Annotated in this window: 27 protein-coding genes; 17 read left to right on the top strand and 10 right to left on the bottom strand. The window is 72.6% G+C overall.

The features are described 5' to 3' along the window. Positions 1–6: 6 nt before the first annotated feature. The 10 genes from ACZ4VF_RS12030 (at position 7) to ACZ4VF_RS11985 (ending at position 9,244) form a co-directional block, all read left to right on the top strand. On the top strand, positions 7–1,164 hold the full coding sequence (locus ACZ4VF_RS12030) for a carbohydrate kinase family protein (RefSeq protein WP_467925266.1): 1,158 nt from the start codon (positions 7–9) through the stop codon (positions 1,162–1,164). Positions 1,165–1,295: 131 nt separating this feature from the next. Beyond that, positions 1,296–2,375: a PhoH family protein gene (locus ACZ4VF_RS12025; RefSeq protein WP_467925264.1), complete on the top strand. Its 1,080-nt coding sequence runs from the start codon at positions 1,296–1,298 to the stop codon at positions 2,373–2,375. A 12-nt stretch (positions 2,376–2,387) separates the two neighbouring features. Then, entirely contained in the window at positions 2,388–2,885 is a 498-nt protein-coding gene (gene ybeY / locus ACZ4VF_RS12020) for an rRNA maturation RNase YbeY (protein WP_030657030.1), read from the top strand. A 9-nt stretch (positions 2,886–2,894) separates the two neighbouring features. Beyond that, entirely contained in the window at positions 2,895–4,196 is a 1,302-nt protein-coding gene (locus ACZ4VF_RS12015; RefSeq protein ID WP_467925262.1) for a hemolysin family protein, read from the top strand. Continuing rightward, the gene (locus ACZ4VF_RS12010; protein ID WP_467925260.1) at positions 4,193–4,552 is read left to right on the top strand and encodes an MmcQ/YjbR family DNA-binding protein; all 360 of its coding nucleotides are present in this window, start codon (positions 4,193–4,195) and stop codon (positions 4,550–4,552) included. The genes ACZ4VF_RS12015 and ACZ4VF_RS12010 overlap by 4 nt, the downstream gene beginning before the upstream one ends. Before the next feature lie 43 nt (positions 4,553–4,595). Continuing rightward, entirely contained in the window at positions 4,596–5,615 is a 1,020-nt protein-coding gene (locus ACZ4VF_RS12005; RefSeq protein ID WP_467925258.1) for a S66 family peptidase, read from the top strand. Positions 5,616–5,645: 30 nt separating this feature from the next. Then, entirely contained in the window at positions 5,646–5,999 is a 354-nt protein-coding gene (locus ACZ4VF_RS12000) for a cytidine deaminase (RefSeq protein ID WP_467925256.1), read from the top strand. A gap of 212 nt (positions 6,000–6,211) precedes the next feature. Next, the gene (locus ACZ4VF_RS11995) at positions 6,212–6,688 is read left to right on the top strand and encodes a hypothetical protein (RefSeq protein WP_467925255.1); all 477 of its coding nucleotides are present in this window, start codon (positions 6,212–6,214) and stop codon (positions 6,686–6,688) included. A 151-nt stretch (positions 6,689–6,839) separates the two neighbouring features. Beyond that, the gene (locus ACZ4VF_RS11990) at positions 6,840–8,168 is read left to right on the top strand and encodes a WxL domain-containing protein (protein ID WP_467925254.1); all 1,329 of its coding nucleotides are present in this window, start codon (positions 6,840–6,842) and stop codon (positions 8,166–8,168) included. Between the two features lie 59 nt (positions 8,169–8,227). Next, positions 8,228–9,244: a DUF916 domain-containing protein gene (locus ACZ4VF_RS11985; RefSeq protein ID WP_467925253.1), complete on the top strand. Its 1,017-nt coding sequence runs from the start codon at positions 8,228–8,230 to the stop codon at positions 9,242–9,244. Here ACZ4VF_RS11985 and ACZ4VF_RS11980 read toward each other — a convergent pair. After that, complete coding sequence (locus ACZ4VF_RS11980) at positions 9,138–9,476, bottom strand: P-II family nitrogen regulator (RefSeq protein WP_467925252.1); 339 nt, start codon at positions 9,474–9,476, stop codon at positions 9,138–9,140. The genes ACZ4VF_RS11985 and ACZ4VF_RS11980 overlap by 107 nt on opposite strands. After that, positions 9,473–10,783, bottom strand: coding sequence for an ammonium transporter (locus tag ACZ4VF_RS11975; protein WP_467925251.1), 1,311 nt, complete (start codon positions 10,781–10,783; stop codon positions 9,473–9,475). The genes ACZ4VF_RS11980 and ACZ4VF_RS11975 overlap by 4 nt, the downstream gene beginning before the upstream one ends. A 151-nt stretch (positions 10,784–10,934) precedes the next feature. Between ACZ4VF_RS11975 and era the strand changes: the two genes are divergently transcribed. Continuing rightward, the gene (gene era, locus ACZ4VF_RS11970; RefSeq protein WP_467925250.1) at positions 10,935–11,888 is read left to right on the top strand and encodes a GTPase Era; all 954 of its coding nucleotides are present in this window, start codon (positions 10,935–10,937) and stop codon (positions 11,886–11,888) included. Here the strand turns inward: era and ACZ4VF_RS11965 are convergent. After that, positions 11,885–12,739: a helix-turn-helix transcriptional regulator gene (locus ACZ4VF_RS11965; protein WP_467925249.1), complete on the bottom strand. Its 855-nt coding sequence runs from the start codon at positions 12,737–12,739 to the stop codon at positions 11,885–11,887. The genes era and ACZ4VF_RS11965 overlap by 4 nt on opposite strands. A gap of 124 nt (positions 12,740–12,863) precedes the next feature. Here ACZ4VF_RS11965 and ACZ4VF_RS11960 point away from each other — a divergent pair, with 124 nt between their 5' ends. After that, positions 12,864–13,712 carry an NAD-dependent epimerase/dehydratase family protein gene (locus tag ACZ4VF_RS11960; RefSeq protein ID WP_467925246.1) on the top strand — a complete coding sequence of 283 codons (849 nt, stop codon included), beginning with the start codon at positions 12,864–12,866 and terminating at the stop codon, positions 13,710–13,712. On the opposite strand, the gene ACZ4VF_RS11955 is transcribed toward ACZ4VF_RS11960, so the two are convergent. The 3 genes from ACZ4VF_RS11955 to ACZ4VF_RS11945 are packed head-to-tail and all read right to left on the bottom strand — an operon-like array spanning position 13,707 to position 16,445. Next, a complete protein-coding gene (locus ACZ4VF_RS11955) occupies positions 13,707–15,029 on the bottom strand; it encodes a GH1 family beta-glucosidase (RefSeq protein WP_467925244.1) in 1,323 nt (440 codons plus the stop codon). The two genes, ACZ4VF_RS11960 and ACZ4VF_RS11955, sit on opposite strands and share 6 nt — an antisense overlap. A gap of 57 nt (positions 15,030–15,086) precedes the next feature. After that, a complete protein-coding gene (locus ACZ4VF_RS11950; RefSeq protein WP_467925242.1) occupies positions 15,087–15,353 on the bottom strand; it encodes a protealysin inhibitor emfourin in 267 nt (88 codons plus the stop codon). Between the two features lie 21 nt (positions 15,354–15,374). Continuing rightward, a complete protein-coding gene (locus ACZ4VF_RS11945) occupies positions 15,375–16,445 on the bottom strand; it encodes a M4 family metallopeptidase (RefSeq protein ID WP_467925240.1) in 1,071 nt (356 codons plus the stop codon). A 340-nt stretch (positions 16,446–16,785) separates the two neighbouring features. Here ACZ4VF_RS11945 and leuA point away from each other — a divergent pair, with 340 nt between their 5' ends. The 5 genes from leuA (at position 16,786) to ACZ4VF_RS11920 (ending at position 22,004) form a co-directional block, all read left to right on the top strand. After that, entirely contained in the window at positions 16,786–18,507 is a 1,722-nt protein-coding gene (gene leuA, locus ACZ4VF_RS11940; RefSeq protein WP_467925238.1) for a 2-isopropylmalate synthase, read from the top strand. A 189-nt stretch (positions 18,508–18,696) separates the two neighbouring features. Next, positions 18,697–19,392 carry a tellurite resistance TerB family protein gene (locus ACZ4VF_RS11935; RefSeq protein WP_467925634.1) on the top strand — a complete coding sequence of 232 codons (696 nt, stop codon included), beginning with the start codon at positions 18,697–18,699 and terminating at the stop codon, positions 19,390–19,392. Positions 19,393–19,442: 50 nt separating this feature from the next. After that, the gene (locus tag ACZ4VF_RS11930) at positions 19,443–20,630 is read left to right on the top strand and encodes a sialidase family protein (RefSeq protein WP_467925236.1); all 1,188 of its coding nucleotides are present in this window, start codon (positions 19,443–19,445) and stop codon (positions 20,628–20,630) included. Between the two features lie 79 nt (positions 20,631–20,709). Then, positions 20,710–21,075: a DoxX family protein gene (locus tag ACZ4VF_RS11925; protein WP_467925631.1), complete on the top strand. Its 366-nt coding sequence runs from the start codon at positions 20,710–20,712 to the stop codon at positions 21,073–21,075. Next, the gene (locus tag ACZ4VF_RS11920; protein ID WP_467925234.1) at positions 21,072–22,004 is read left to right on the top strand and encodes an RNA polymerase sigma-70 factor; all 933 of its coding nucleotides are present in this window, start codon (positions 21,072–21,074) and stop codon (positions 22,002–22,004) included. Before ACZ4VF_RS11925 ends, ACZ4VF_RS11920 begins: the two co-directional genes overlap by 4 nt. A gap of 9 nt (positions 22,005–22,013) precedes the next feature. Here ACZ4VF_RS11920 and ACZ4VF_RS11915 read toward each other — a convergent pair whose 3' ends face one another. From ACZ4VF_RS11915 to ACZ4VF_RS11900, 4 genes are read right to left on the bottom strand one after another with little or no spacing between them, the layout of a single operon-like run. After that, positions 22,014–22,970, bottom strand: a complete 957-nt coding sequence (locus ACZ4VF_RS11915) for a dihydrodipicolinate synthase family protein (RefSeq protein WP_467925232.1) — start codon at positions 22,968–22,970, stop codon at positions 22,014–22,016. Next, a complete protein-coding gene (locus ACZ4VF_RS11910) occupies positions 22,971–23,975 on the bottom strand; it encodes an oligopeptide/dipeptide ABC transporter ATP-binding protein (RefSeq protein ID WP_467925230.1) in 1,005 nt (334 codons plus the stop codon). Beyond that, positions 23,972–25,951 carry a dipeptide/oligopeptide/nickel ABC transporter permease/ATP-binding protein gene (locus ACZ4VF_RS11905; RefSeq protein WP_467925228.1) on the bottom strand — a complete coding sequence of 660 codons (1,980 nt, stop codon included), beginning with the start codon at positions 25,949–25,951 and terminating at the stop codon, positions 23,972–23,974. The genes ACZ4VF_RS11910 and ACZ4VF_RS11905 overlap by 4 nt, the downstream gene beginning before the upstream one ends. Further along, a complete protein-coding gene (locus ACZ4VF_RS11900) occupies positions 25,951–26,907 on the bottom strand; it encodes an ABC transporter permease (protein WP_230920742.1) in 957 nt (318 codons plus the stop codon). Before ACZ4VF_RS11900 ends, ACZ4VF_RS11905 begins: the two co-directional genes overlap by 1 nt. Position 26,908 lies beyond the last annotated feature (1 nt).

The raw sequence follows: 26,908 nt of genomic DNA, 5'->3' as shown, positions 1-26,908 counted from the left end.
CGCACCGTGACGCCGTCGCACACCCTCACCGGAGAGGAACCGGAACACCTCACCCAGGCAGCGCGCTGCCAGACCCAGGTCGACCCGCTCGCCGCGCTGCGCGCCCCCGGCGACCCGCCCTGGGACGTCTACCTCACCGGCACGGTCTTCCTCGACATCATCTTCACCGGCCTGGACTCGGCACCGGTGCGCGGCACCGAGTCCTGGGCCCGCGGCATGGGCTCCAGCCCCGGCGGGGTCGCCAACATGGCCACCGCCCTGGCCCGGCTCGGCCTGCGCACCGCCCTCGCCGCGGCCTTCGGCGACGACCACTACGGCGAGTACTGCTGGGACGCGCTGGAGCAGGGCGAGGGCATCGACCTCTCCGCCTCGCGGACCGTGCCCGGCTGGCACTCCCCGGTGACCGTCTCGATGGCCTACGAGGGCGAGCGGACCATGGTCTCCCACGGCCACGAGCCGCCGCCCGAGGCCGTGTTCCCCGACGAGGGCGCCCCCGCGCACCCGCCCCGCGCGCGTGCGGCCGTCGCCTCCCTCACCCCCGGCACGCGCGCCGCGTGGATCGCCCGGGCGGCCCGCGACGGCACCCGGATCTTCGCCGACGTCGGCTGGGACGACACGGGCGCCTGGGACCTGTCCGGGCTGGCCGACCTGGAGCACTGCGAGGCGTTCCTGCCCAACGCGGAGGAGGCGAAACGGTACACCGGCACCGACTGCCCGCGGCTGGCCGCGCACGCCCTGACCGAGCACGTGCCGGTGGCCGTGGTCACCCTCGGGGAGGAGGGCGCCTACGCCGTGGACCGGCGCACGGGGGAGGCCGCCGAGGTGCCCGCGATCGCCGTGGAGGCGCTGGACCCGACCGGGGCGGGGGACGTGTTCGTCGCCGGGTTCGTGACGGGCTCCCTCGCGGGCTGGCCGCTCGCCGACCGGCTGGCCTTCGCCGGGCTGACGGCCGCGCTGTCCGTGCAGGAGTTCGGGGGCTCGCTGTCGGCGCCGGGCTGGTCGGAGATCGGCGCGTGGTGGCGGCGCGTGCAGTCCCTGCCGGGGCAGTCGCCCGCGGCGCTGCGGCGGTACGAGTTCCTGGAGGGCCTGGTCCCCGAGCGGCTGGACCGGCCCTGGCCACTGCGGCGAGCCGTACCCACGATCGGCTTCCGCCGTTCGGGCTGACGTACCGGGTGAAGCGGTCGTATGAAAAGCCCTACGGCGATGTCGGCCCCCCGTCGTACCCTGGAATCGCGAGGCCGCCCTCAGCTGTGCGGCCGTGACGAGGAGGAAGCGCAGGCCTTAAGCGCCGGCCCATGACACAGACACCTACAGCTCACACCCCCGCGCAGGAGCAGGCGAGAGCGCAGTTCACCGTCCCCGCCCAGCACCCCATGGTGACCGTGCTGGGGTCCGGCGACGCCCTCCTGCGGGTGATCGAGAAGGCCTTCCCGGCGGCCGACATCCACGTCCGGGGAAATGAGATCAGCGCGGTCGGCGACCCGGTGGACGTCGCCCTGATCTCGCGCGTGTTCGACGAGATGATGCTGGTGCTCCGCACCGGGCAACCGATGACGGAGGACGCAGTGGAACGCTCGATCGCGATGCTCAAGGCGAGCGAGAACGGGACGAGCGACGGCCCGGAGACCCCGGCGCAGGTGCTGACGCAGAACATCCTGTCCTCGCGCGGCCGGACGATCCGCCCCAAGACCCTCAACCAGAAGCGGTACGTCGACGCGATCGACAAGCACACGGTCGTCTTCGGCATCGGCCCCGCCGGCACCGGCAAGACCTACCTGGCCATGGCCAAGGCCGTGCAGGCCCTCCAGTCCAAGCAGGTCAACCGGATCATCCTGACCCGTCCGGCGGTGGAGGCCGGCGAGCGCCTCGGCTTCCTGCCCGGCACGCTCTACGAGAAGATCGACCCGTACCTGCGCCCGCTGTACGACGCGCTGCACGACATGCTCGACCCGGACTCCATCCCCCGGCTGATGGCCGCCGGGACGATCGAGGTCGCGCCGCTCGCCTACATGCGCGGACGCACGCTCAACGACGCCTTCATCATCCTGGACGAGGCCCAGAACACGAGCCCCGAGCAGATGAAGATGTTCCTGACCCGCCTCGGCTTCGACTCGAAGATCGTGATCACGGGTGACGTGACCCAGGTCGACCTGCCCAACGGGCAGAAGTCCGGTCTGCGGCAGGTGCAGGAGATCCTCGAAGGGGTCGAGGACGTCCACTTCTCCCGGCTGTCGTCCCACGATGTCGTCCGGCACAAGCTGGTGGGCCGTATCGTCGACGCGTACGAGAAGTACGACAGCAAGTACGGCACCGAGAGCGGCGCCCCCAAGGGCGGCCGTGGCACGTCCGGCGCCAAGGGCACCAAGGGGAAGTAGACCAGCACGACCATGTCGATCGACGTCAACAACGAGTCCGGCACCGAGGTAGACGAGCAGGCGATCCTGGACATCGCCCGCTACGCGCTCGCGCGGATGCGCATCCACCCGCTCTCCGAGCTCTCGGTGATCGTCGTGGACGCCGACGCCATGGAGCAGCTGCACATCCAGTGGATGGACCTTCCGGGCCCCACCGATGTCATGTCGTTCCCGATGGACGAGCTGCGCCCGCCGTCCAAGGACGACGACGAGCCGCCGCAGGGGCTGCTCGGCGACATCGTCCTGTGCCCGGAGGTCGCCGCGAAGCAGGGGGCCGAGGCGCCCACGCAGCACTCCATGGACGAGGAGCTGCAGCTGCTCACCGTCCACGGCGTGCTGCACCTGCTCGGGTACGACCACGAGGAGCCCGACGAGAAGGCCGAGATGTTCGGCCTCCAGGCCGCCATCGTGGACGGATGGCGGGCCGAGCGCGGCCTGACCGGGCCGTCGCCGGCGCCGACCGTCTCGTAAGCGGGCCGGATGTCTCCGCAGATCGTGGTCGGCGCGATCGCGCTGGTCGTCGTCGCCTGGCTCGCCGCCTGCGCGGAGGCGGGCCTCGCGCGGGTCTCCAGCTTCCGGGCCGAGGAGGCCGTGAAGTCCGGCCGGCGCGGCGGTGCGCGGCTCGCGCAGCTCGCCGCCGACCCCACCCGCTATCTGAACGTCGCCCTGCTGGTCCGCGTGGCCTGCGAGATGGCCGCCGCGGCCCTGGTGACCTACGCCTGCCTGCAGGAGTTCGCCGCCACCTGGCAGGCCCTGCTGGTCGCCATCGGTGTGATGGTGCTCGTGTCGTACGTCGCCGTCGGCGTCTCCCCGCGCACCATCGGCCGCCAGCACCCCGTCAACACGGCGACCGCGGCGGCGTACGTGCTGCTGCCGCTGGCCCGCGTCATGGGGCCGATCCCGTCGCTGCTGATCCTCATCGGCAACGCGCTCACGCCCGGCAAGGGCTTCCGGCGCGGGCCCTTCGCCTCCGAGGCGGAGCTGCGCGCGCTGGTCGACCTCGCGGAGAAGGAGTCGCTGATCGAGGACGAGGAGCGCCGGATGGTGCACTCGGTCTTCGAGCTGGGCGACACCCTGGTCCGCGAGGTGATGGTGCCGCGCACCGACCTGGTCACCATCGAGCGCTTCAAGACCATCCGCCAGGCCCTCACCCTGGCCCTGCGTTCCGGTTTCTCCCGCATCCCGGTCACCGGGGAGAGCGAGGACGACATCGTCGGGATCGTGTACCTGAAGGACCTGGTCCGCAAGACGCACATCAACCGGGAGGCGGAGGGCGACCTGGTCTCCACGGCGATGCGCCCGGCCGTCTTCGTGCCCGACACCAAGAACGCCGGCGACCTGCTGCGGGAGATGCAGAAGGAGCGCAACCACGTCGCCGTCGTCATCGACGAGTACGGCGGCACCGCCGGCATCGTCACCATCGAGGACATCCTGGAGGAGATCGTCGGCGAGATCACCGACGAGTACGACCGGGAACTGCCGCCCGTGGAGGACCTCGGCGACGACCGCTTCCGGGTCACGGCCCGCCTGGACATCACCGACCTCGGCGAGCTGTACGGGCTGGAGGAGTACGACGACGAGGCAGTGGAGACCGTCGGCGGACTTCTCGCCAAGGCGCTCGGCCGGGTGCCCATCGCGGGTGCCTCGGCGGAGGTCGCCCTGCCCGACGGGCGCAGCCTGCGGCTGACGGCGGAGGCCGCGGCCGGCCGCCGCAACAAGATCGTGACGGTCCTGGTCGAACCCCTCCCGGCCCCCGTCCCCGAGGAGGCCGGGCCCGAGTGACCCCGCAGCAGCTGCGCGCCTTCTGCCTCTCCTTCAACGCGGTGGTGGAGGACTTCCCGTTCAACCCCGAGACGTCCGTCTTCAAGGTGCTGGGCAAGATGTTCGCGCTGACCAGCCTGGACGCGCGGCCCCTGACGGTGAACCTCAAGTGCGACCCGGAGGACGCCCTTCGGCTGCGCGGGGAGCACGAGGGACTGATCGTCCCCGGCTGGCACATGAACAAGCGGCACTGGAACACGGTGACGGTGGACGGCGGACTCCCCGACGGGCTCGTGAAGGAGCTGATCGAGGACTCGTACGACCTGGTCGTCGCGGGCCTTCCGAGGGCGGAGCGGCTGCGGCTGGACCGGCCGTGAAAAACCGTTGCCGGGTCCAGGCGGGTGCATGTCAGAATCCGGCATGACCGTGCGATATCCACGCCCCCTGCGCCCCGGTGACCGTATCGGCGTGACGTCCCCGTCCAGCGGGGTGGCCGAGGAGCTCCGGGGCCGCCTCGACCTCGCCGTACGCGACCTGGAGGCGCGCGGGTACGAGGTGGTCGTCGGCCGGTGCATGGACGGGACGACCCACGTCAGCGCGCCGGCGGCGGAGCGCGCGGCCGAGCTGACCGAGATGCTGACCGACCCCGCCGTCCGGGCCGTGGTCCCTCCCTGGGGCGGGGAGACCGCGATCGACCTGCTGCCGCTGCTCGACCTCGAACGGATCGCGCGGGCCGAGCCGACGTGGATGGTCGGCTGGTCCGACATCTCCACGATCATCACCCCGTTGACCCTGCGCACCGGCATCGCGACCGTGCACGGCAACAACCTCATGGACACGCCCTACCGCACGCCCGAGGGCCTCGTGTCCTGGCTCGACGTCGTCACCGCCGCACAGGGCGAGCCGTTCACCCAGAGCCCGCCGGGCCGCCACCGGACCGGAGGCTGGGACGACTGGGCCGCCGACCCCGGCATCCGCGACCTCACCCTCGACGCCGAGGGCGGCTGGACCCGCCTCGACGGCGGCGGAGACGTCGACGCCGAGGGCCGGCTGATCGGCGGCTGCATCGAGATCCTCGCCAACCTCACCGGGACGCCGTACCTGGACACGTCCTCCTTCGCCGTCGGCGAGCCGCTGCTCGTCTACGTCGAGGCCTGCCAGGACGACGCGTTCGAGATCTGCCGCAATCTGCACGGCCTGCGCCTCGCCGGCTTCTTCGACCGGGCGGCCGCCGTCCTCGTGGGCCGCACCCACGCTCCCGACAGCCGCACCCTCACCCAGTACGAGGCCGTCCTCGACGCCCTGGGCCCGCTGGGCGTGCCGATCGTCGCCGACGTCGAGTGCGGGCACGTGCCGCCCCACCTCCCCCTGGTGAACGGGGCACGGGGGCGAGTGGTGCACACGGGCGCGCGCAGCGAGATCACGCAGACCCTCGACTGACTCCCGGCCGGGACTTCGTATGCTCGGGGCATGACCGAGAGCAACGCGCTTGACCCCGAGGACCGCAAGATCGTCACCCTGGCCCGTTCCGCCCGGGCCCGCAACGCGGTGCCCGAGGGCGCGGCCGTACGGGACGACACCGGACGGACCTATGTCGCCGGGTCGGTGGAGCTCGCCTCGCTGAGGCTGAGCGCGCTGCGGACGGCCGTCGCCATGGCCGTGGCCTCCGGGGCCACCTCTCTGGAGGCGGCGGCGGTGGTGAGCGAGGCGGAGTCCGTGCCGGCGGAGGACCTGGCCGCCGTCGCCGACCTGGGAGGCGCCGGGACGCCGGTGCTGCTCGCCGCGCCCGACGGCACGGTGCGGGACACCGTCTCCGCGGGCTGAGGCGGCACCGGACAGCGCGTCACCGAACAGAAGGTCGGCCGGAATTCAACCTTGTTGGGTTCCGGCCGCCGCGCGTCAATGGGGCCATACGTTCCGACGGGCCGTCAGATCCGCACCCCCGCGCAGTGTGCCCGCACCCGCCTGCGCGAGCCCTCCCGTCCGTCGGCCGTCCCCACGCGGCACTCCCCACCAGGAAAGGGAAGCGGATCCCCATGAGAGGCAAGCGCACGGCAACGGGTGCGGCACTGGCCGCCGGGGCCCTCGCGGTCACCGGACTCGCCTTCGCCCCCACCGCGGCCGCCGTCACCCCCCAGTCGGCGACCATCACCGCGAACTGCGGCATCTTCGGCGGCGGAACGGCCACGCTCACCGCCACCCAGGCCGGCACCTCGGCCACCCTCACCCTCACCTCCACCGCGATCAGGACGCCGGTCGCGGTGGCCCAGGACTCGATCGCCTCCACGCTCACCATGGTCAGGGCGAGCGGCGGCACCACCGTCTTCAGCGGCACGAAGAACCCGGCCATGGCGAGCGGCTCGGCGGTCACCGTCGGCCCGCTGCCCGGCACCGTGGGCGCCGGCGACAGGCTGGAGGCGTACGGCGGCTCGCTGAAGATGGTGATCTTCGGGGTCACCGTGACCTGTACGGCCTCGGCCAAGCAGTCGCCCGGCCCGTTCGTGTTCGACTGACCCGACCGAGCGAAGTGTTCCGGATGCCGCGGAAACTGATGATCCGTCAGCTTTCTGCGGCATCTCCATTGACTTCTCACCCCCGCTCCACATCAATGCCCCCTGTCGGCGCAGACGAGCCGCTGCGCCAGCAACCCTCAGGAGGGGGCCCATGGGTCCGACACCCCGAAGAGCCCGACGGTGGCGCTGGGCGTCACTGCTCGGGGCGACCGCCCTCGCGGTCACCGCGAGCGGCGCGCTGGCCTGCCCGGCCGGCGCCGCCGGCACCGACGTGGACTTCGCCACGCACTGCATCCCGCCGGCCGTCGCGGGCATCCCGCCCATCGACGGCACCACCACCGGGAACGTCACGGTGGACAACACCAGCCCCAAGGTCGGCGACACCGTCACCGTGACCTACACCGTGGTCAAGGCCGCCGCCAGCAACCCCACCGACCTGGCCCTGCCGGCCGACATCATGACCCCGACCGGGAAGGTGACGCTCGGCGGCGCCCAGAGCGGCGCCGTCACCGTCGCCGGACCGAAGAAGAACCCGCCGGTGCCGGGGAAGGCCGCCTTCCCGTCCTTCTCCATGACCGGCACGTTCACCGTCACCAAGGCCGGGCAGATCACCCTCTCGCCCGGTGACTACACCATCCACACCAGCTACATCCTGGAGCTGGACACCCCCTGCACCGTCATCACCCCGCCCGCCCCGGTCTCCCAGACCGTCACCGCGACCGACGGCACGCCCGGCAACACCCGGACCATCTCGCTGGGTTCGGCCTCCGGTGCCCCCGGGGCCGGCGTCACCGTCAGCGGCAGCCACTTCACACCGGGCGCCACCGTCACCCTGGCCGGGCGGGCCGGCGACACCCAGACCGCGGACACCGCGACCGTGACCGCGAACGCCCAGGGCTCCTTCAGCGGCACCCTCGTCGTCCGCGACAAGGCGACGACCGGGATCGTGGCCTACGAGGGCGGCTCCTGGAACCCGGACAAGGGCGCCGGCCCCGCGGCCTACGCCGTCGACGACGGCACACCCGTCCCGGCCGGCGGCCAGAAGCTCACCACCACCGTCAAGGCGGGCACCCTCTCCATGTCCCAGGCCGGTGACTCCGTCGCCCTGTCCGGGGTCGACTTCGGCCGGGGCGGAGCCTCCACCGGCAGTCTCAACACGGTGACCGTCAAGGACTTCCGCGGCGGGCCCGCGGGCTGGTCCCTGACCGGCAAGGTCACCGACTTCACCGGTCCCGGCGCCAGGATCGACGCCGGCCGGCTGAGCTGGACGCCGGCCTGCGCGACCAAGGCGGGCAGCCCCAGCACCTGCAAGGCCGGCTCGGCGGGCACCGTGGGCAGCGCGGGCGCGACCCTCGCGTCCACCTCCGACGGCACGCTGACCGGCGGTGAGTTCACCGTCGACGCCGGACTCTCGCTGGACGTGCCGGCGTTCACGCCGCCCGGCGCGTACTCCGGGGTGCTCACGCTGACGCTCACCTGAACGCACGGGCGTCCGCACCCGCCCGTTCCCCAGTCTCCCGTCCGTGGGGGTCCGCACCCATGCGCAAGCTGTACGTCCTCCTGAGCCTGACCGCCCTGCTCCTCGGCCTGCCCACGGCAGTGGCCCGCGCCGCCGACAACGGCAGCTGGTCCGTCTACCCGGTCGCCTCGAAGACCGCCGCACGGCCCTACTTCACCCTCTCCGCAGAGCCCGGCCAGACCCTCACCGACAAGGTCGCCGTCCGGAACAGGACCGCCCGGCCGCTCACCTTCCGGCTCTACGCCGCCGACGCCTACAACACCGCCCGCGACGGCGGGTTCGCCGTCCGCACGCTGAAGGAGCGCATGCGCGGGGTGGGCGCCTGGGCCAGGCCCGCGACGTCCCGGATCACCGTGCCGGGCCACCGGACCCGCACCGTGCCCTTCACCCTGCGCATCCCCGCCGGGGCCGGGCCCGGCGACCACGCCGGTGCGATCGTCGCCCTGGACGAGCGGGTCGACAAGGGCGCCGGCCGTCTCGCGCTCGGCGTCCAGCGGGCCGTCGGCGCCCGGGTCTACCTGCGGGTCGGCGGTCCCACGCTGCCCGCTCTCGCCGTCGGCGACCTGCGCGTCAGCCACCACCAGCCGCTCGTCCCCGGCCTCGGCGACAGCACCGCCACCGTCTCCTACACCCTGCGCAACACCGGCAACGTCACCCTCCACCCCACGGTGGAGCTGACGGCGCGCGGACTGTTCGGCCGTACGCTGCTCGACCGGGAGCCGGCCCGGGTGCCCGCCGAACTGCTGCCGGGGCAGCGGGTACGGCTCACCGAGACCTGGCGCGGGGCACCCCAGTTCGACCGGGCGGAGCTGACGCTCACCGCGAGCGCCCAGGACAGCCGCGAGTCGGCGAGCGCCGGCTTCCTCGCGCTGCCCTGGCTGCCGGTGGCGCTGGTGTTCGCCGCCGGTGTGCTCACCGGGGCGCTGCTGGTCAGAGCGCGTCGGGCCCGCGCTCGCCGGTCCGCACCCGGACGACCGTCTCCACCGGAACGGCCCACACCTTCCCGTCCCCGATCTTCCCCGTCTGCGCGGCCCTGACGATCGCGTCGATCACGTCGTCGGCGACGGCGTCCTCCACCACGACCTCGATCCGCACCTTCGGCACCAGGTCGACCCGGTACTCGGCCCCCCGGTACACCTCGGTGTGGCCGCGCTGCCGGCCGTAGCCGCTCGCCTCGGTCACGGTCAGACCCTGCACCCCCAGCTCCTGCAGGGCGGTCTTGACCTCGTCGAGGCGGTACGGCTTCACGGTGGCGGTGATGAGCTTCATGCCTGGGTCTTGACCTTCTGGGCGGAGGTGAGGACGGAGTGGGAGACCGGGGCGCCGTGGCCCAGGACGCCGTGATCGTATGCGGTCTCGGCGTGCACCGTAAGGTCCAGACCGGTGTGCTCCTGCTCCTCGCTCGCCCGGAAGCCCATGGCCTTGTCCAGCAGCGTGCCCAGGCCGTACGTCACCGCGAAGGCGTACACCGCAACGGCCACCACGGCCAGCAGCTGCCTGCCGAGCGGGGCCAGCCCGCCGCCGTAGAACAGGCCCTCCGCCCCGCCGGTCATCGCCTTCTCGGCGAACAGGCCGATCAGCAGGGTGCCGATGATCCCGCCGACCAGATGGACGCCGACGACGTCCAGGGAGTCGTCGTAGTCCAGCTTGAACTTCCAGCTCACGGCGTAACTGCAGACGACACCGGCGGCGAGGCCCACGACGAGGGCGCCGAGCAGGGACACCGTGCCGCAGGACGGGGTGATCGCGACCAGGCCGGCCACCGCGCCGGAGGCCGCGCCCAGGGTGGTCGGGTGGCCGTCGCGCCGCTGTTCCACGAAGAGCCAGCCGAGCAGACCGGTGCAGCCGGCGGCGAGCGTGTTGAGGAACGCGGCGGCGGCGAGGCCGTTCGCGCCGAGCGCGGAGCCCGCGTTGAAGCCGAACCAGCCGAACCAGAGCAGACCGGCGCCGAGGATCACCATGGGCAGGTTGTGCGGGCGCATGGCGTCCTTCTTGAACCCGAGCCGCGGGCCCAGGACCAGGCACAGGGCGAGCCCGGAGGCACCGGAGGTGATCTCCACCGGCAGGCCGCCGGCGAAGTCGAGCGCACCCAGCCTGGCGAGGATCCAGCCACCGGGACCCCACACCCAGTGCGCCACCGGAACGTATACCAGCAGCGTCCACAGCGGGACGAAGACCAGCCACGCCGAGAACTTCGTCCGGTCGGCGACCGCACCGCTGATCAGCGCGGCCGTGATGATCGCGAAGGTCAGCTGGAAGGTGGCGAAGAGGGCGGTGGGGACGGTGCCGTGGACGCTGTGCGGGGTGATGTGCGCCATGCCGGCGTGGTGCAGGCCGCCGATCAGTCCCGCGCCGAGGTCGTCGCCGAACGCCAGCGAGTAGCCGGCCGCCAGCCACACCACCGTCACCAGGGCGATCGACACGAAGCTCATCATCAGCATGTTCAGGACGCTCTTCGTGCGGACCATGCCGCCGTAGAAGAGGGCGAGACCCGGCGTCATCAGCAGGACGAGGGCGGTGGCGGCGAGGAGCCAGGCGGTGTCACCGGTGTTCACGGCGGCGGCGGCGAGGGTCACGGGCGTCTCCAACGGTGGGCGGGCTGCGTCAGAGGGTCACCGGTGCGGGTTTCCGGTCGCGTACGGCCGTGTTTCCGTGACGTTTCGTTGCGCGGAGGTCACCGAAACCTCACGGTACGGCGTGCTCCGTGAATCAGGGAGAATGAACGGCATGAGCGTTCGCACCCAGTCATCCGAGCAGCCGGCCGAGACCGTCCACCGCGCCGGCTTCGCCTGCTTCGTGGGCCGCCCCAACGCGGGCAAGTCCACCCTCACGAACGCTCTGGTCGGGCAGAAGGTGGCGATCACCGCGGACCAGCCGCAGACCACGCGGCACACGGTGCGCGGCATCGTGCACCGGCCGGACTCCCAGCTGATCCTGGTGGACACGCCCGGTCTCCACAAGCCGCGCACGCTGCTCGGCGAGCGGCTCAACGACGTCGTACGGACGACGTGGGCCGAGGTCGACGTGATCGGCTTCTGCCTCCCGGCGAACGAGAAGATCGGCCCCGGTGACCGCTTCATCGCCAAGGAGCTGGCCGGGATCCGCAAGACCCCCAAGGTCGCCATCGTCACCAAGACCGACCTGGTCGACTCCAAGACACTGGCCGAGCAGCTGATCGCGATCGACCAGCTGGGCAAGGACCTCGGCATCGAGTGGGCCGAAATCGTCCCGGTGTCGGCGGTGGGCGCCAAGCAGGTGGATCTCCTGGCCGACCTCCTGGTCCCGCTCCTTCCCGAGGGTCCGCCGCTCTACCCCGAGGGCGACCTGACGGACGAGCCCGAGCAGGTCATGATCGCGGAGCTGATCCGCGAGGCCGCGCTGGAGGGTGTCCGCGACGAGCTGCCGCACTCCATCGCCGTGGTCGTGGAGGAGATGCTCCCGCGCGAGGACCGCCCCGCCGACCGTCCCCTCCTGGACATCCACGCCAACGTCTACATCGAGCGCCCCAGCCAGAAGGGGATCGTCATCGGCCCCAAGGGCAAGCGCCTGAAGGAGGTCGGCATCAAGTCCCGCAAACAGATCGAGGCACTCCTCGGCACGCCCGTCTTCCTGGACCTCCACGTCAAGGTCGCCAAGGACTGGCAGCGCGACCCGAAGCAGCTCCGCAAGCTGGGCTTCTAGCCGACGGCCCCCTGGGGGGTCATGTCCTGCAGGCCCACCACCCTCAGCAACCGGAGCCTGTCGTACGACTCCGTGCCGGGGCGTGCCGTGTGGATGACGAGGTGGTGGTGGGCCTCGTGGCTCAGGAGGACCTCGCAGTCGAGTTCCAGGAGCCCGACCACCGGGTGCAGGAAGCGTTTGGTGGCGGGGCGGCGCAGCGACACCTCGTGGTTCTGCCAGAGCCGGGCGAACTCCTCGCTCTTCGTGCGGAGTTCGCTCACCAGGGCCGCGGGTTCCGGGTCGTCGGGGCGGGCCGCGGTCACCGCCCGGAGGGTGGCCACGTGGTCGCGGGCGTGTGCCGGGAGGTCCTCCGGCGGGAACAGCGCACGGGCCGTCGGGTCCAGGAAGAAGCGCCGGGTCAGGTTCCGTTCCCGCGCCGGGCGGGCGGACGCGTCGCCGACCAGGGCTTTGGCCAGCGCGTTCTGTGCCAGCACCGTCCCCCAGTCCGTGACCACCTGTGCCGGTGAGTCGTACAGCCGGTCCAGGACCAGCAGCAGGCCGGGGCGGACATGGGGCGACGCCCCCTGCCGGCGCGGCGGCTCCTCGCCCACCAGGTGGAAGAGGTGGTCCCGTTCGTCCTCGGTCAGGCGCAGCGCCCGCGCCAGCGCCGTCAGCATCTGGCGGGACGGGCGCGGGCCGCGCTGCTGCTCCAGGCGCGTGTAGTAGTCGGCCGACATCCCGGCCAGCGACGCCACCTCCTCCCGGCGCAGTCCGGGCGTACGACGGCGGGCGCCCGCCGCGAGGCCCACGTCGGTCGGTTCCAGCCGGGCGCGGCCACGGCGCAGGAAGTCGGCGAGTTCTGCTCGGTTCACCCCTCCAGCGTGGGGCAGCCCGCCCGGCTTATCCAGGGACTGCCGATCCCACGATCAGGAGGTCTCTCCCGGTCCGTGCTCCGGCCGCCGAGGGTGGAAGCCGTCCACCGAGAGGAGCACCACCATGTCCACCACACTCGTCACCGGCGCCACCGGCCAGGTCGGCACCGGGTTCCTGCCGAGGCTGCTGGCCCAGCGGCGGCCGGAGGAGCGGGTCCGGGTCCTGGTGCGGGACCCCGCCCGCGCCGACCGGCTCGGCGACCTCGGCGCCGACCCCGTCCTCGGCGATCTGCGCGACACCGACGTCCTCGGCAAGGCCCTCACCGGAGTCGACGCCGTCGTCAACATCGCCGCCTCCTTCCGGGGCGTGACGGACGAGGAGATGCGGGCCGTCAACCGCGACGCCGCGCTGGAGCTGGGCCGGGCGGCCCTCGCCTGCGGGGTGCGGCGGTTCGTGCAGGCCGGCACCGTCCTGGCGTACGGCACGGGCCGCGGCCGGCCGCTCGTCGAGGACGACCCCACCGTGCCGGGCGGCCCGATGTGGATGGCGTACCCGCAGGCCAAGGCGGAGGCCGAGCGCGGACTGCTGGCGCTGGACGGGCTGGACGTCCGCGTCGGCCGCCTGGGCTTCGTCTACGGCGAGGGCGACCCGCACCTGCCGGGCATCACCCGCTGGACCGCCGCCCAGCCCGCCACCAAGCGGCACCACCTGGTGCACGTCGCCGACGCCGCCCAGGGCCTGCTGCGCCTGCTGTACGCCCCCGGCGCCGACGGCCGCACCTACAACATCGCCGACGACGCCCCGGTCACCGTCCTGGCCATCCACCGGATCCTCGGCGTGGAGCCGCCCGCGGACGGCCCCGACCCCGACCCCTGGTACGCCATCGCCTCCACCGACCGCATCCGCCGCGAACTGGGCTACCGGCCCCACTTCCCGACCCTGTGGTCCGCCCGGGACGCCGGAGCCCTATGAGCGCGGACCCTGGGCCCGCAGCAGGTCCCGGTACCACCGGTACGACGCCTTCGGCGTCCGCTGGAGGGTCTCGAAGTCCACGTGCACCAGGCCGAACCTGCGGGCGTAGCCCTCGGCCCACTCGAAGTTGTCCATCAGGGACCACACGAAATAGCCGCGCACGTCGACCCCGGCCTCGACCGCCCGGTGCAGGGCCCGGACGTGGGCGTCCAGGTAGGCGATCCGCTCCTGGTCGTCCACGCCCTCGTAGGAGCAGCCGTTCTCGGTGATGACGACGGGCGGGAGCCGGTCGCCGTAGCGCTCGCGGAAGCCGGTGAGCAGTTCCGTCAGGCCCTCCGGTACGACCGGCCAGCCGAAGTCCGTCACCGGGCGGCCCTCGATCCGCCGGACGGAGAAGGGGAGCTCGGCCGGCATCGTCACGCCGCCGAACTCGGTGTCGCCGCCCTGCGGTGCGCCGACCAGCGTCGGGGCGTAGTAGTTGATGCCGTACCAGTCGACCGGCTCGGCGATCACCTTGAGGTCGGCCTCCACGTCCCCCGGCATCAGGGCGCCCATGCCCTCGGGGTACTCGCCCAGGAGGACCGGCTCGGCGAAGAGGCGGTTGAGGAGGACGTCGTAGAAGCCGGCCGCCTCCAGGTCCGCCTGCTGCCGCGAGGCGGCCCAGGTGGGGCCGTGGGAGTTGGCGATGCCGATGTCGCCCGCACCGGCCGCGCGCAGCGCCCGTACCGCGAGGCCGTGGGCGAGGAGCTGGTGGTGGGCGGCCGGAAGGGCGTCGAAGAGCAGCTGCCGGCCGGGGGCGTGGGCCCCCAGGGCGTGCCCGAGCAGTGTGTGTTCGGCGGGCTCGTTGAGAGTGATCCACTTGCGTACCCGGTCGCCGAGCCGCTCCGCGACCACCGTCACGTGGTCGGCGAACCGGGCCGCCGTGTCCCGCTCCAGCCAGTCCAGGTCCGCCGGCAGGTCCCAGTGGAAGAGGGTCGGGACCGGGCGGACCCCCGCCGCGCACAGCTCGTCCACCAGCCGGTCGTAGAAGTCCAGGCCGCCGGGTGAGTTCACCCGCGGCCAGGAGACCGAGAACCGGTACGCGTCCACGCCGAGGCCGGCGAGGAGGGCCACGTCCTCGGTGTAGCGGTGGTAGTGGTCGCAGGCCACCGCCGCCGTCGAGCCGTCCTTCACCCGCCCGGGCTCGGCCGTGAACACGTCCCACACGGACGGCTCCCGCTCCCCGGCCGCGCCTTCGATCTGGTGGGCCGAGGTCGACACGCCCCACAGGAAGCCGGGCGGGAACCGGGGGACCGGGGTGCCTGCGTCAGTCGCCATGGCCGGATCATCCGTACCGCCGGTAACGGAAGTCAACGCCCCTGCGGGAAACGGCCGTCACGCACCCTCCTTCAGCACCCTGGACACCAACTCCCGTTCGTCCTCGCTGAGTCGGGGGTCCGCCGCGTACACCGTGCGGCCGTCCACCGAGATCTCGTAGGCGAAGCCGTCCGGAACCCCGGCCGGAGGGGTGCTCCGGCCGGACGCGAGGACGCGTCCGGCCAGGGCCTCCCAGTCGGGGGCGTCGGGCCGGGCCGAGGTGTCCACCTCGGCCCGGCGCTCGATGCCCGCGAAACCACCCGTGCGCCGCACTCGAATCCACATGGGTCCGTGTCTAGTACGGAACTACAGCGTCCGCACCCCCACCTGTTCCCACGCCTTCTGCACGGCCTGGAGTTCACCCCCGGCGCCGTACCGCTCGCGGGCCGCCTTCACCGTCAGCGTGGCGAAGTCGGAGAAGAGGGCGTCCTCCCGCAGTCCGCCGCCGGTCAGCACGTCGTACCAGATCTGCCCGGCCTTCTCCCAGGCGTAGCCGCCGAGGGCGGTGGCGGCCAGGTAGAAGGCGTGGTTCGGGATGCCGGAGTTGATGTGCACGCCGCCGTTGTCGCGGCCGGTGCGGACGTAGTCCTCCATCTTGGCCGGCTGCGGGTCCTTGCCGAGGACGTCGTCGTCGTACGCCGTGCCCGGGGCCTTCATCGAGCGCAGCGCCACGCCCGTGACGCGCGGGGCGAGCAGCCCGGCGCCGATCAGCCAGTCCGCCTCGGCGGCGGTCTGGCCGAGGGTGTACTGCTTGATCAGCGAGCCGAAGACGTCCGACACCGACTCGTTCAGCGCGCCGGACTGGCCGTAGTACTCCAGGTTCGCGGTGTACTGGGTGACGCCGTGGGTGAGCTCGTGCCCGATGACGTCGACCGGGATGGTGAAGTCGAGGAAGATCTCGTTGTCGCCGTCGCCGAAGACCATCTGCTCGCCGTTCCAGAAGGCGTTGTCGTAGCCCTCGCCGAAGTGCACGGTGGCGTCCAGCGGCAGCCCGTTGTCGTCGATGGAGTGCCGGCCGTACGCCTTCAGGTACAGGTCGAAGGTGGCGCCCAGGCCCGCGTAGGCGCGGTTGACGGTGGCGTCGGAGCCGGGCTCGGAGCCCTCCTCGCGGACCTTGGTGCCGGGCAGGTCCTGGGTGTGCCCGGCGTCGTAGATCGTGCGGTGCGGCTGGTCGGCGGCGGCGCCGGCGGGCGGGGTGGCGGCGGCCGCGCCGATCACCGTGGTCAGGCGGCGCTTGGTGCGCTGGTAGGCGTCGTGCTCCAGGGACCGGCGGGCCGGGCCGGAGAGCGCGGGGTCCTCGTGCCGGGCGAGCCGGTCGAGGACGTGCGGCGGCACGATCGTGCAGAAGACGGGCTGGAAGCCCCCGTTGGTCGTCATATGCGCACCATTGCACTGCGTGATGACGATGTCACTAGCTGCCACCATGATTGGTGAAATACCGGGACACGGAACGCCACGGTCCGTGACGATGTGGTACGGCGATGTGGTGCGGCGCACTTTTTGTCCCTGTTTGCCGTGCGGTCCCGCATACTGGGACAGGCCCGCGCACCCCGGAACGGCTCCGCTAGGCTGCGGAGCATCATGCGTTTCTGGCTGCTTCTTCTTAGCTGCCGCGGCGAGGGCCTGTAGTCGAGGCCGACTCCCTCCCCGCGGAGCTTGGCGTTGCGTCGTCGGCCGCCCACTCGGATATCGGACATCCTGAGGAGCCCACGCCATCATGGCCAACCGCCAGCAGCCCAGCACCATGCCGATCCACAAGTACGGCCGCTACGAGCAGGTCGACATCCCCGACCGCACCTGGCCGGACCAGCGGATCACCACCGCCCCCCGCTGGCTCTCCACCGACCTGCGCGACGGCAACCAGGCCCTGATCGACCCCATGTCGCCCGAGCGCAAGCGGCGCATGTTCGACCAGCTGGTCAAGATGGGCTACAAGGAGATCGAGGTCGGCTTCCCCGCCTCCGGCCAGACCGACTTCGACTTCGTGCGCTCGATCATCGAGGAAGAGGGCGCGATCCCCGAGGACGTGACGATCTCCGTCCTGACCCAGGCCCGCGAGGACCTGATCGAGCGGACCGTGGAATCCCTCAAGGGCGCCCGCCGGGCCACCGTCCACCTGTACAACGCCACCGCCCCGGTCTTCCGCCGGGTCGTCTTCCGCGGCTCCCGGGACGACATCAAGCAGATCGCCGTCGACGGCACCCGCCTGGTGATGGAGTACGCCGATAAACTGCTGGGCCCGGAGACGGAGTTCGGCTACCAGTACTCGCCGGAGATCTTCACCGACACCGAGCTGGACTTCGCCCTCGAGGTCTGCGAGGCGGTCATGGACGTCTGGCAGCCCGGCCCGGGCCGCGAGATCATCCTCAACCTGCCCGCCACCGTGGAGCGTTCGACCCCCTCCACGCACGCGGACCGCTTCGAGTGGATGCACCGCAACCTGACCCGCCGCGAGCACGTCTGCCTGTCCGTCCACCCGCACAACGACCGCGGCACGGCCGTCGCCGCCGCCGAGCTGGCCCTGATGGCCGGCGCCGACCGCGTCGAGGGCTGCCTGTTCGGGCAGGGCGAGCGCACCGGCAACGTCGACCTGGTCACCCTGGGCATGAACCTGTTCTCGCAGGGCGTCGACCCGCAGATCGACTTCTCCGACATCGACGAGATCCGTCGCACGTGGGAGTACTGCAACCAGATGGAGGTCCACCCGCGCCACCCGTACGTGGGCGACCTGGTCTACACGTCCTTCTCCGGCTCCCACCAGGACGCCATCAACAAGGGCTTCGACGCTATGGAGGCCGACGCGAAGGCCAAGGGCGTCACCGTCGACGACATCGAGTGGGCGGTGCCGTACCTGCCGATCGACCCGAAGGACGTCGGCCGCTCCTACGAGGCCGTCATCCGCGTCAACTCGCAGTCCGGCAAGGGCGGTGTCTCCTACGTCCTGAAGAACGACCACAAGCTGGAGCTGCCGCGCCGGATGCAGATCGAGTTCTCCAGGATCATCCAGGCGAAGACGGACGCCGAGGGCGGCGAGATCACGCCGAAGGAGATCTGGGCGGTCTTCCAGGACGAGTACCTGCCGAACCCCCAGAACCCGTGGGGCCGCATCCAGGTGAAGACCGGCCAGTCGACCACCGACACCGACGGCGTGGACACCCTCACCGTCGAGGCCACGGTCGACGGCGAGGACCGGATCCTGTCCGGCTCCGGCAACGGTCCGATCTCGGCCTTCTTCGACGCCCTGCAGTCCATCGGCATCGACGTACGCCTGCTGGACTACCAGGAGCACACGATGAGCGAGGGCGCCTCCGCGCAGGCCGCCTCCTACATCGAATGCGCGATCGACGGCAAGGTCCTGTGGGGCATCGGTATCGACGCGAACACGACGCGTGCGTCGCTGAAGGCGGTCGTCTCCGCGGTGAACCGCGCGGCCCGCTAGACCCCGTCCGACCGGCACTTTCGGCGCCCTGACCGCGGAACGCGGCGGTCGGGGCGCCGTCGTGTATCGGCCATCGCGCCCCTCAGGTCACGGAAAGGTCTCTTACGGGGTACTGACTCCGCCTCGGTGATGTGGCTAACATCACGCCAGCGCGGCGATGTTGCCGCGCCGTTACGGAGGTGCGACGTGCTGCTGCCAGTACGGGGACGAGACGGCCGTGCCACCAGGGCTGTGCGCATCCTGGGCACCCGCACCGCGTGGACACCCGTCGGAGACGGCGAGTTCTTCTGTCCCGGCTGCGGCGGCGACCGCAATTACCAGCGCCTCACCGGCCGGCGCCGGCTCACCGTGCTCGGCGTGCCGGTGCTGCCGCGCGGGACCACCGGACCGGTGGTGGAGTGCGCGGCCTGCGAGCACCACTTCGGCACCGAGGTGCTGGACCACCCCACCACCCGCCGCTTCTCCGCGATGCTCCGCGACGCCGTGCACACCGTCGCCCTCGCCGTGCTCGCCGCGGGCGGCACCGGCTCCCGCACGGCCCTGGAGACGGCCGCCACCGCGGTCCGCGCGGCCGGCTTCGACGACTGCACCGAGGACCAGCTGGCCGCCCTGGTCGAGGCCCTCGCCGCCGACACCGGCCGCTACTTCGAGCAGCCGTGCGGGGCCGGGCTGACCATAGAGCTGCACGAGGCCCTGGACCCGCTGGCCCCGCACCTCGCCCCGGCCGGCCGCGAGTCCCTGCTCCTCCAGGGCGCCCGCATCGCCCTCGCCGACGGCCCGTACACCCCCGCCGAACGCGACGCCCTCACCACCGTCGGCGCGGCCCTCACCATCTGCTCCGACGACGTGACCCGCCTGCTGGCCGCCGCCCGCACCCCGTCCTGACCACCCGCACGGAGTAAGGCCGGCCCCGCGACCGCGGGCAGCCTCAGGGAGTGACCCCGCGCAGCCGCTCCCTCCTCGCCGGCCTGGTGCTCCTCGCCTCGCTCACCGCCCCCCTGCCCGCGCACGCCGCACCCGCGTCCGGCGGCTGCGACTCCTCCGTGCCCTACGTCTCCGGGCAGGGCGGCTACGCCGTCTACCGCATCCCGGCCGTGGTGAGGACCCGGCAGGGCACGGTCCTCGCCTTCGCCGAGGGCCGCCGCTCCGGTCCCGCGGACACCGGGGACATCGACGTCGTCCTGCGCCGCTCCACCGACGGCGGCTGCACCTGGGGCCCGCTGACCGTCGTGGCCGCCGGGCAGGGCGACACCCGGGGCAACCCCGCCCCCGTGACCGACCCGCACACCGGCGCGATCGTCCTGGTGACCTGCGCCAACAGCGGGACCGTGACGGAGGACCAGATCATGCGCGGCCGGGTGACCCCCCGGCAGGGCCGCCGGGTCTACGTGCAGCGCAGCCGGGACGACGGCCGGCACTTCACGGCCCCCCGCGACATCACCGCCCAGGTGACCCGGCCGGGCTGGCGCTGGTACGCCACCGGCCCCGGCCACGCCCTCGCCCTCACCCACGGCCCCCACACCGGGCGCCTGCTCGTCCCCGCCGACCACTCCGAAGCCCCGCCGCCCCGTTCCCCCGACACCGGCCGGGAACCCAGGTACTACGGCGGCCACGCCCTCTACAGCGACGACCTCGGCCGCACCTGGCACCTCGGCTTCACCGACGACACCCCCGACGGCCGGACCAACACCAACGAGACCAGCGCCGCCCAGCTCCCCGACGGCCGCGTCTACCTCGGCGCCCGCGACCAGAACGGCACCGCCCCCGGCAACCGCCTCGACACCTACTCCCGCGACGGCGGCCGCACCCTCGACCGCCCCTTCACCGTCCAGCCGGCCCTGAACGCCGTCCCCGTGGTCCAGGGCAGCGTCCTGCGGCCCCGCGGCCCCCGCGCGCCCCTGCTGTTCTCCGCGCCCTCCGTGCCGGACGCCCGCCGCGCCCTCGCCCTGTGGGCCAGCACGGACGCCGGCCGCACCTTCACCCGGCTCCGCACCCTCTCCGGTCACCCGGCCGCCTACTCCGACCTCGTCCAGCTCGCCCCCGGCACCATCGGCGTGCTCTACGAGACCGGCCGCCAAGGCCCCTACGAGTCGCTGGAGTTCCGCAGGATCCACCTGCCCTGACTGCCCTGGGTGTCACAGGCGCGCCCGCCGTCTCGTCGTAGGGGGTGCACGCACCGACCGGTACAAGGAGTGGATGACGGTGGACCTCGCCCTGTGGATCGCCGCCGGACTGCTGGCCGCAGTGGCCCTGCTCGGCGGAGTCACCAAGACGTTCGTGCCGCGGGAGAGACTGGCCGCCGTGCACGGCGGGGGGTGGACCGGCGAGGTCGGCGCCGGTTTCGTGAAGACCCTCGGCGTGCTGGAACTGCTGGCCGCTGCGGGTCTGATCCTGCCCGCCGCCCTCGGTACCGCCCCGGTCCTGGTACCGGTGACCGCCGTCTGCTGGATGCTGCTGATGACCGGTGCGATGATCACCCACGGGCGGCGCGGCGAGTTCGCGCTCGTCCTGCTGAACCTCGGCTATCTCGCACTGGCCGCATTCATCGCATGGGGGAGAGTCATATGAGCCGGACAGAGGAGTTCCAGGAGCTGCGGCCCCTGCTGTTCTCGATCGCCTACCGGATCCTGGGGAGCGTCAGCGAGGCCGAGGACGCCGTCCAGGAGACCTGGCTGCGCTACGTCGACTCCCCGACCGAACCCCGGTCGGTCAGGGCCTTCCTGTCGGCCACGGTGACCCGGCTCTCCATCGACGTGCTGCGCTCGGCCCGCGTCCGGCGGGAGGCCTACGTCGGACCGTGGTTCCCGGAGCCGCTGCTCGCCGACCCCTACGAGGACCCGGCACGCTCGGCGGAGCTCGCCGACTCCGTGTCCATGGCCGCCCTGCTCCTGCTCGAACGGCTCAGCCCGCTGGAACGGGCGGTCTTCGTGCTGCGGGAGGTGTTCGACTTCGGCTTCCCCGAGATCGCCTCGGCCGTCGGCCGCTCGGAGGCCGCCTGCCGCCAGCTCGCGGTGCGGGCCCGCCGCCACATGTCCGAGGGCCGGCCCCGCTTCGAGGCCGACCGGACCGAACGGGAGGAACTGGCGTCACGGTTCTTCGACGCCCTCCGCGAAGGCGATGTCACCGGGCTGCAGGACCTGCTCGCCGCCGACGCGTCCATGGTCGGCGACGGCGGCGGCAAGTCGCCGCAGCTGGCCCGGGCCGTCCTCGGCGCCGACAAGGTGGCCCGGCTGCTCGGCTCCGTCATCTCCCAGCTGGCCCTGGTCGACGCGACCTTCGAGACCCACGAGGTCAACGGCCAGCCCGGCGCGATCTTCCGCGACCGGGACGGCAAGGTGCTCCAGACCCTGGTCCTCGACGTCCTCGACGGACGGATCCAGGCGGTCCGGCTGGTGGGCAACCCGGACAAGCTCGGGCACGTGGGCCCGGTCGCGGACGCCTGGGCCGTCCACCGCGAGCTGCAGCGGCTCCGCAGGGACGCCCGGCGCACACCGTGACCGCCGCCCTCAGCGCCGGTGCGTCCCCCGCGCCCCGGACCCCAGCAGCCCCGCCGCCGCCAGGAACTTGCCGACCTGCTCGATCTCCGCGCCGGACAACGGGACCTGCGGCTCGGCGGTCACCGGGCAGTCGATGATCCCGCGCAGATGCAGCGCCGCCTTGAACGCGCCCAGCGCCGACGAGCTGCCGCCCATCCGCGCGGGATCCCCGGCGCCCACCATCCCGAACAGCGCGCACAGCCGCTCCTGTTCGGCCCGCGCCCCGTCCTGGTCGCCCGCCACGCACAGGCGGTACAGACGGACGTACCCGTGCGGGTCGACGTTGGCCAGACCCGGCACCGCCCCGTCGGCGCCCAGCGCCAGCGCCGCGTCGGCGACCAGCTCCGAACCGGTCAGCACACTGAACCCGGCGTGGGCCCTGGCTCCCGTGACGACCTCCCGGAACGCCGCCAGGTCCCCGCTGGAGTCCTTGATCCCGGCCAGTACCCCGTCCCCGGCGAGCCCCAGCACCAGCTCGGCGGGGAGCTTGGTGTGCACGGCGACCGGAATGTCGTAGGCGATCACCGGGACCGGGCTGGCGGCGGCGACCCGGCGGTAGTGGTGGACGATCTCGGCGGGGTGGGTGCGGGCGTAGAAGGGAGCGGTGACGACGACGGCCTGCGCGCCGGCCGACGTGACCGCCCGGACGTGGTCCAGGACACGGGGGGTCGTCATGTCGATGGCACCGGCGAGCACGGGCAGCCGACCGCCCACGTGCCCGGTGACGGCCGCCACCACCTGCCGGCGCTGGGCGTCCGTCAGAAAGGCCGCCTCCGAGGTGGAGCCCAGCAGGAACAGCCCGTGCACCCCGCCCTCCACCAGGAAGTCGACCAGGCGCAGCAGCGAGGGCACGTCCACCTCGCGCTCCGGCGTCAGGGGCGTGCAGACGGGCGGGACGACACCGGTCAGCGGGGCGGGGAACGTCATTCACGGCTCCTGGCGGGCTAGGTCTCGGGTCGGCTGGTCCTCCTCCACAGGATGGTGGCACCGGTAGCGGTGTCCGGGCCGTGACGCGGCCGAGAAGTCCGGCATCGCCCCGGCGCAGACCCCGTCCGCCTTCCAGCAGCGGGTGCGGAACGGGCAGCCGCTCGGCGGACGGGTCGCCGACGGCACCGGCCCGGTCAGCGGGATCGGGTCGATCGGGTCCAGCAGCCCGGGCGTGGCCGAGAACAGGGCGCGGGTGTACGGGTGCCGGGCCGCGTCGGTGACCCGGTCCGCCGGGGTCTCCTCCACGATCCGGCCGAGGTACATGGTGATCACCCGGTCGCTCATCCGCCGTACCGTCTGGATGTCGTGCGAGACGAACACCAGGGCCAGCCCGAGCCGCTCCCTCAGATCGAGCAGCAGGTTCAGGATCTGCGCGCGGACCGAGACGTCCAGCGCACTGGTCGGCTCGTCCGCGACGACCAGCGCCGGGTCCAGGGCGAGCGCCCGGGCGATGGCGACCCGCTGCCGCTGCCCGCCGGACAGCTGCCCCGGCAGGGCGTCCGCGAGCGCCCGCGGCAGCCCCACCAGCGCCATCAACTCCCGCACCCGCTCCTCCCGCTCCGCCCGGGTGCCGCGCCGGTGGACGTCCAGCGGGTCTCGCAGGACACGGCGGACGGTCAGCCGGCGGTTCAGCGCGGTCGACGGATCCTGGAAGATCATGCCGGTGCCCGCGCCGACCGTGGCCCGGCGCTCGGCGGCCGGCATCGCCCACAGGTCCCGGCCCCGGAACGACACCGTCCCGGACACCGGCCGCTCGACGCCCACCAGCACCTTCGCCAGCGTCGACTTCCCGCACCCCGACTCACCGACCACCCCGACCGTCTCACCGGCCGCCACCGACAGATCGGCGCCGGTCAGGGCGTACACCCGGTCCCGTCGGAACAGGCCGCCACTGCGCGCCCGGTGCACCACGTGCGCGTCCCGCACCTCCACCACAGCGCTCACTGCACCGCCTCCTCGCTCTGCGCCGACGTCGGCTCGACCGCCGGGTGATGACAGGCGGCCGAGTGCGCCGGGACCCCCGCGAGGACCGGCACGGTCGTGCGGCACACCTCGGTGGCGAGCGGGCAGCGGTCGGCGAACCGGCAGCCCGCCGGGAAGTCGGCCGGCGCCGGCACGACCCCCTTGATCTGCGTCATCCGCTCCTGCGCCGACTCCAGCGAGAGCACGCTCCCGAGCAGCCCGCGCGTGTAGTGGTGGGCCGGCGCCGCCACCAGCTCGGCGGTCACCCCCGTCTCCACGATCCGCCCGCCGTACATCACCGCCACCCGGTCGGTGACGTCGGCGACCAGCGCCAGATCGTGCGAGACGAGGACCAGCGCGAAGCCCAGCTCCTCCCGCAGCCGCAGCAGCAGCTCCATCACCTGCGCCTGCACGGTGACGTCCAGCGCCGTGGTCGGCTCGTCGGCGACGATCAGCTTCGGGTCCCGGGACAGCGCCATCGCGATCAGCACCCGCTGCCGCTGCCCGCCGGACAGCTCGTGCGGATAACTGCGCAGGGTGCGCTCCGGATCCAGGCCGACCAGCTCCATCAGCTCGCGCGGACCACGCCTGCCCCCGCGCCGGACCAGCTGCTTCAGCTGGGCGCGGATCGTCATGGCCGGGTTCAGGGAGGACAGGGCGTCCTGGTAGACCATGGCCATCTCATGGCCCAGCAGCCGCCGCCGCACCCGCATCGGCTCGGCCGACAGATCCCGCTGCCGGAACCGCACCTGCCCGCCGACCCGGGCCCCCTTCGGCTGCAACCCCATCACGGTGAGCGCGGTCAGCGACTTCCCGCAGCCCGACTCGCCCACCAGTCCCAGCACTTCACCCGGGTACACCTCGAAACCGACCCCGGCCACGATGTCCACACCCCGGTGCCGGTCCGGGAAACCGATGGTCAGGTTCTCCACCGTCAGCACCGGCTGCCCGCCGGGAGCGGGGCGCGGGCGGGCCCGGGCCCGCAGCCGCCGGGCGGCCTCGGTGAGCCCGGGCAGCGGCAGCACCTCACCGGTGCCGGGCTCGGGTGCCTCCAGCCGGTCCTCCGGCCGCCGTGTCTCGCGGGGCGCGGGCGCCGCCCAGGCGTCCGAGACGCCCTCGGAGAGGATGTTCAGCGACAGCACGGTGAGCAGGATCAGCAGCCCCGGGAAGACGGTCGCCCACCAGCCGCCGGTCAGCACCAGGTTCTTGCCGTCGGCGATCACACTGCCCCAGGACGGGTCCGGGGGCCGCACGCCCGCGCCGATGAAGGACAGCGAGGCCTCGAAGACGATCGCCTCGGCGACCTGGACCGTGCAGAACACCAGCACCGGAGCGGCACAGTTGACGGCCACGTGCCGCAGCACGATGTGCGCGGTGCGGGCCCCGACGACCCGCTCGGCGGTGACGTAGTCCTCGCCGTACTGGTCCAGCACGTTGGCCCGTACGACCCGGGCCACGGGCGGGGTGAAGAGGAAGGCGATGGCACAGACCAGCACCCCGATCCCGCCGCCGAACACGGCCACCAGCACGGCCGCGAGCGCGATCCCCGGGAACGCCATCACCACGTCCAGACAGCGCATCAGCGTCTCGTCGACGGCCTTCCGGGAGGTGGCGGCGACCGCCCCCACGACGGCCCCGACGACGAGCGCCAGCACGGTCGCGCCCAGCCCGATGGCGAGGGACCAGCGGGCGCCGTACATCAGCCGGCTGAGGATGTCCCGGCCGAGGCTGTCCTGCCCCAGCCAGTGCGCCGCCGACGGCCGCCCGGACCCGCCGACCGGGTCCTGCTGGTCGAGCGGATCGTCCGGGGCGAGGACGGGGGCGAGCACGGCGACGAGGAGGACGACGGCCAGGAAACAGACCGCGAGCCGCGACAGCGGCGGCAGCCGTCGCCAGCCGCGCACCCGGATGCCGCCGGGCCGGGAGAGCCGCTCGGTGAGCTGCGCGCGCGTGACCATCAGCCCGCCCTCAGACGTGGGTTGACCAGCAGATACAGAAGGTCGATGACGAGGTTGACGACGACGAACCCGGTCGCCGTCGTCAGGACGACCCCCTGTACGACGGCCGGATCCCCGTTCTGCACGGCGTCGATCATCAGCTTGCCCATCCCGGGCAGCGAGAAGATCGTCTCGATGACGACGGCACCGCCGAGGAGGTAGCCGACCCGCAGCCCGAGCACGGTGAGGGGGTTGACGAGCGCGTTGCGGAGCACGTTCCGGCCGACGACCACACGCGGCGGCAGCCCGCTTCCGATCGCCGTGCGCACGTAGTCCTTGTCCAGTTCCTCCACCACGGAGGTCCGCACGATCCTGGTCAGCTGGGCGGCGACCGGCAGGGACAGGGCGACGGCGGGCAGCGCCATGGTCCTCAGCCAGCCGGTGACCGAGTCCGCCGGGTTGACGTACCCGCCGGTCGGGAACCAGCCGCGGTCCACCGCCAGGTACTGGATCATCAGCAGCGCCAGCCAGAACCCGGGCGCCGCTACCCCGACCAGCGAGACGACGCGGATGACCTGGTCCGGCAGCCGGTCCCGGTACACGGCGGCCGTCACCCCGCCCGCCAGCGCCAGCACCACCGCCACGGCCAGGCCGAGGAAGGTCAGCTGGAGGGTGAGCGGCAGCGCGGTGGTGACCTGGTCGGCCACCGGCGCCCGGGTCAGGACGCTGGTGCCGAGGTCGCCGTGGAGCAGGTCGCCGACGAAGTGGACGTACCGCAGGGGCAGCGGGTCCAGCAGCCCGTTGCGCTCCCGGAACTCGTGCAGCTGCCGCGGGGTCGGATTGGCACCCTGGAAGAACGCGGACGCGGGGTCCACGTCCGAGAACCGCATCACCAGGAACACGAAGAGCACGATGCCGAGGAGCAGCGGCACGAGCAGGGCGACGCGGCGGAGCAGGATCCGTACGACGGCCGTCATC

It is taken from the genome of Streptomyces sp. NPDC029151 (assembly GCF_055564315.1).
The sequence above is the reverse complement of the archived record's forward strand: the minus strand, read 5'-3'. Positions and strand labels throughout refer to the sequence as shown.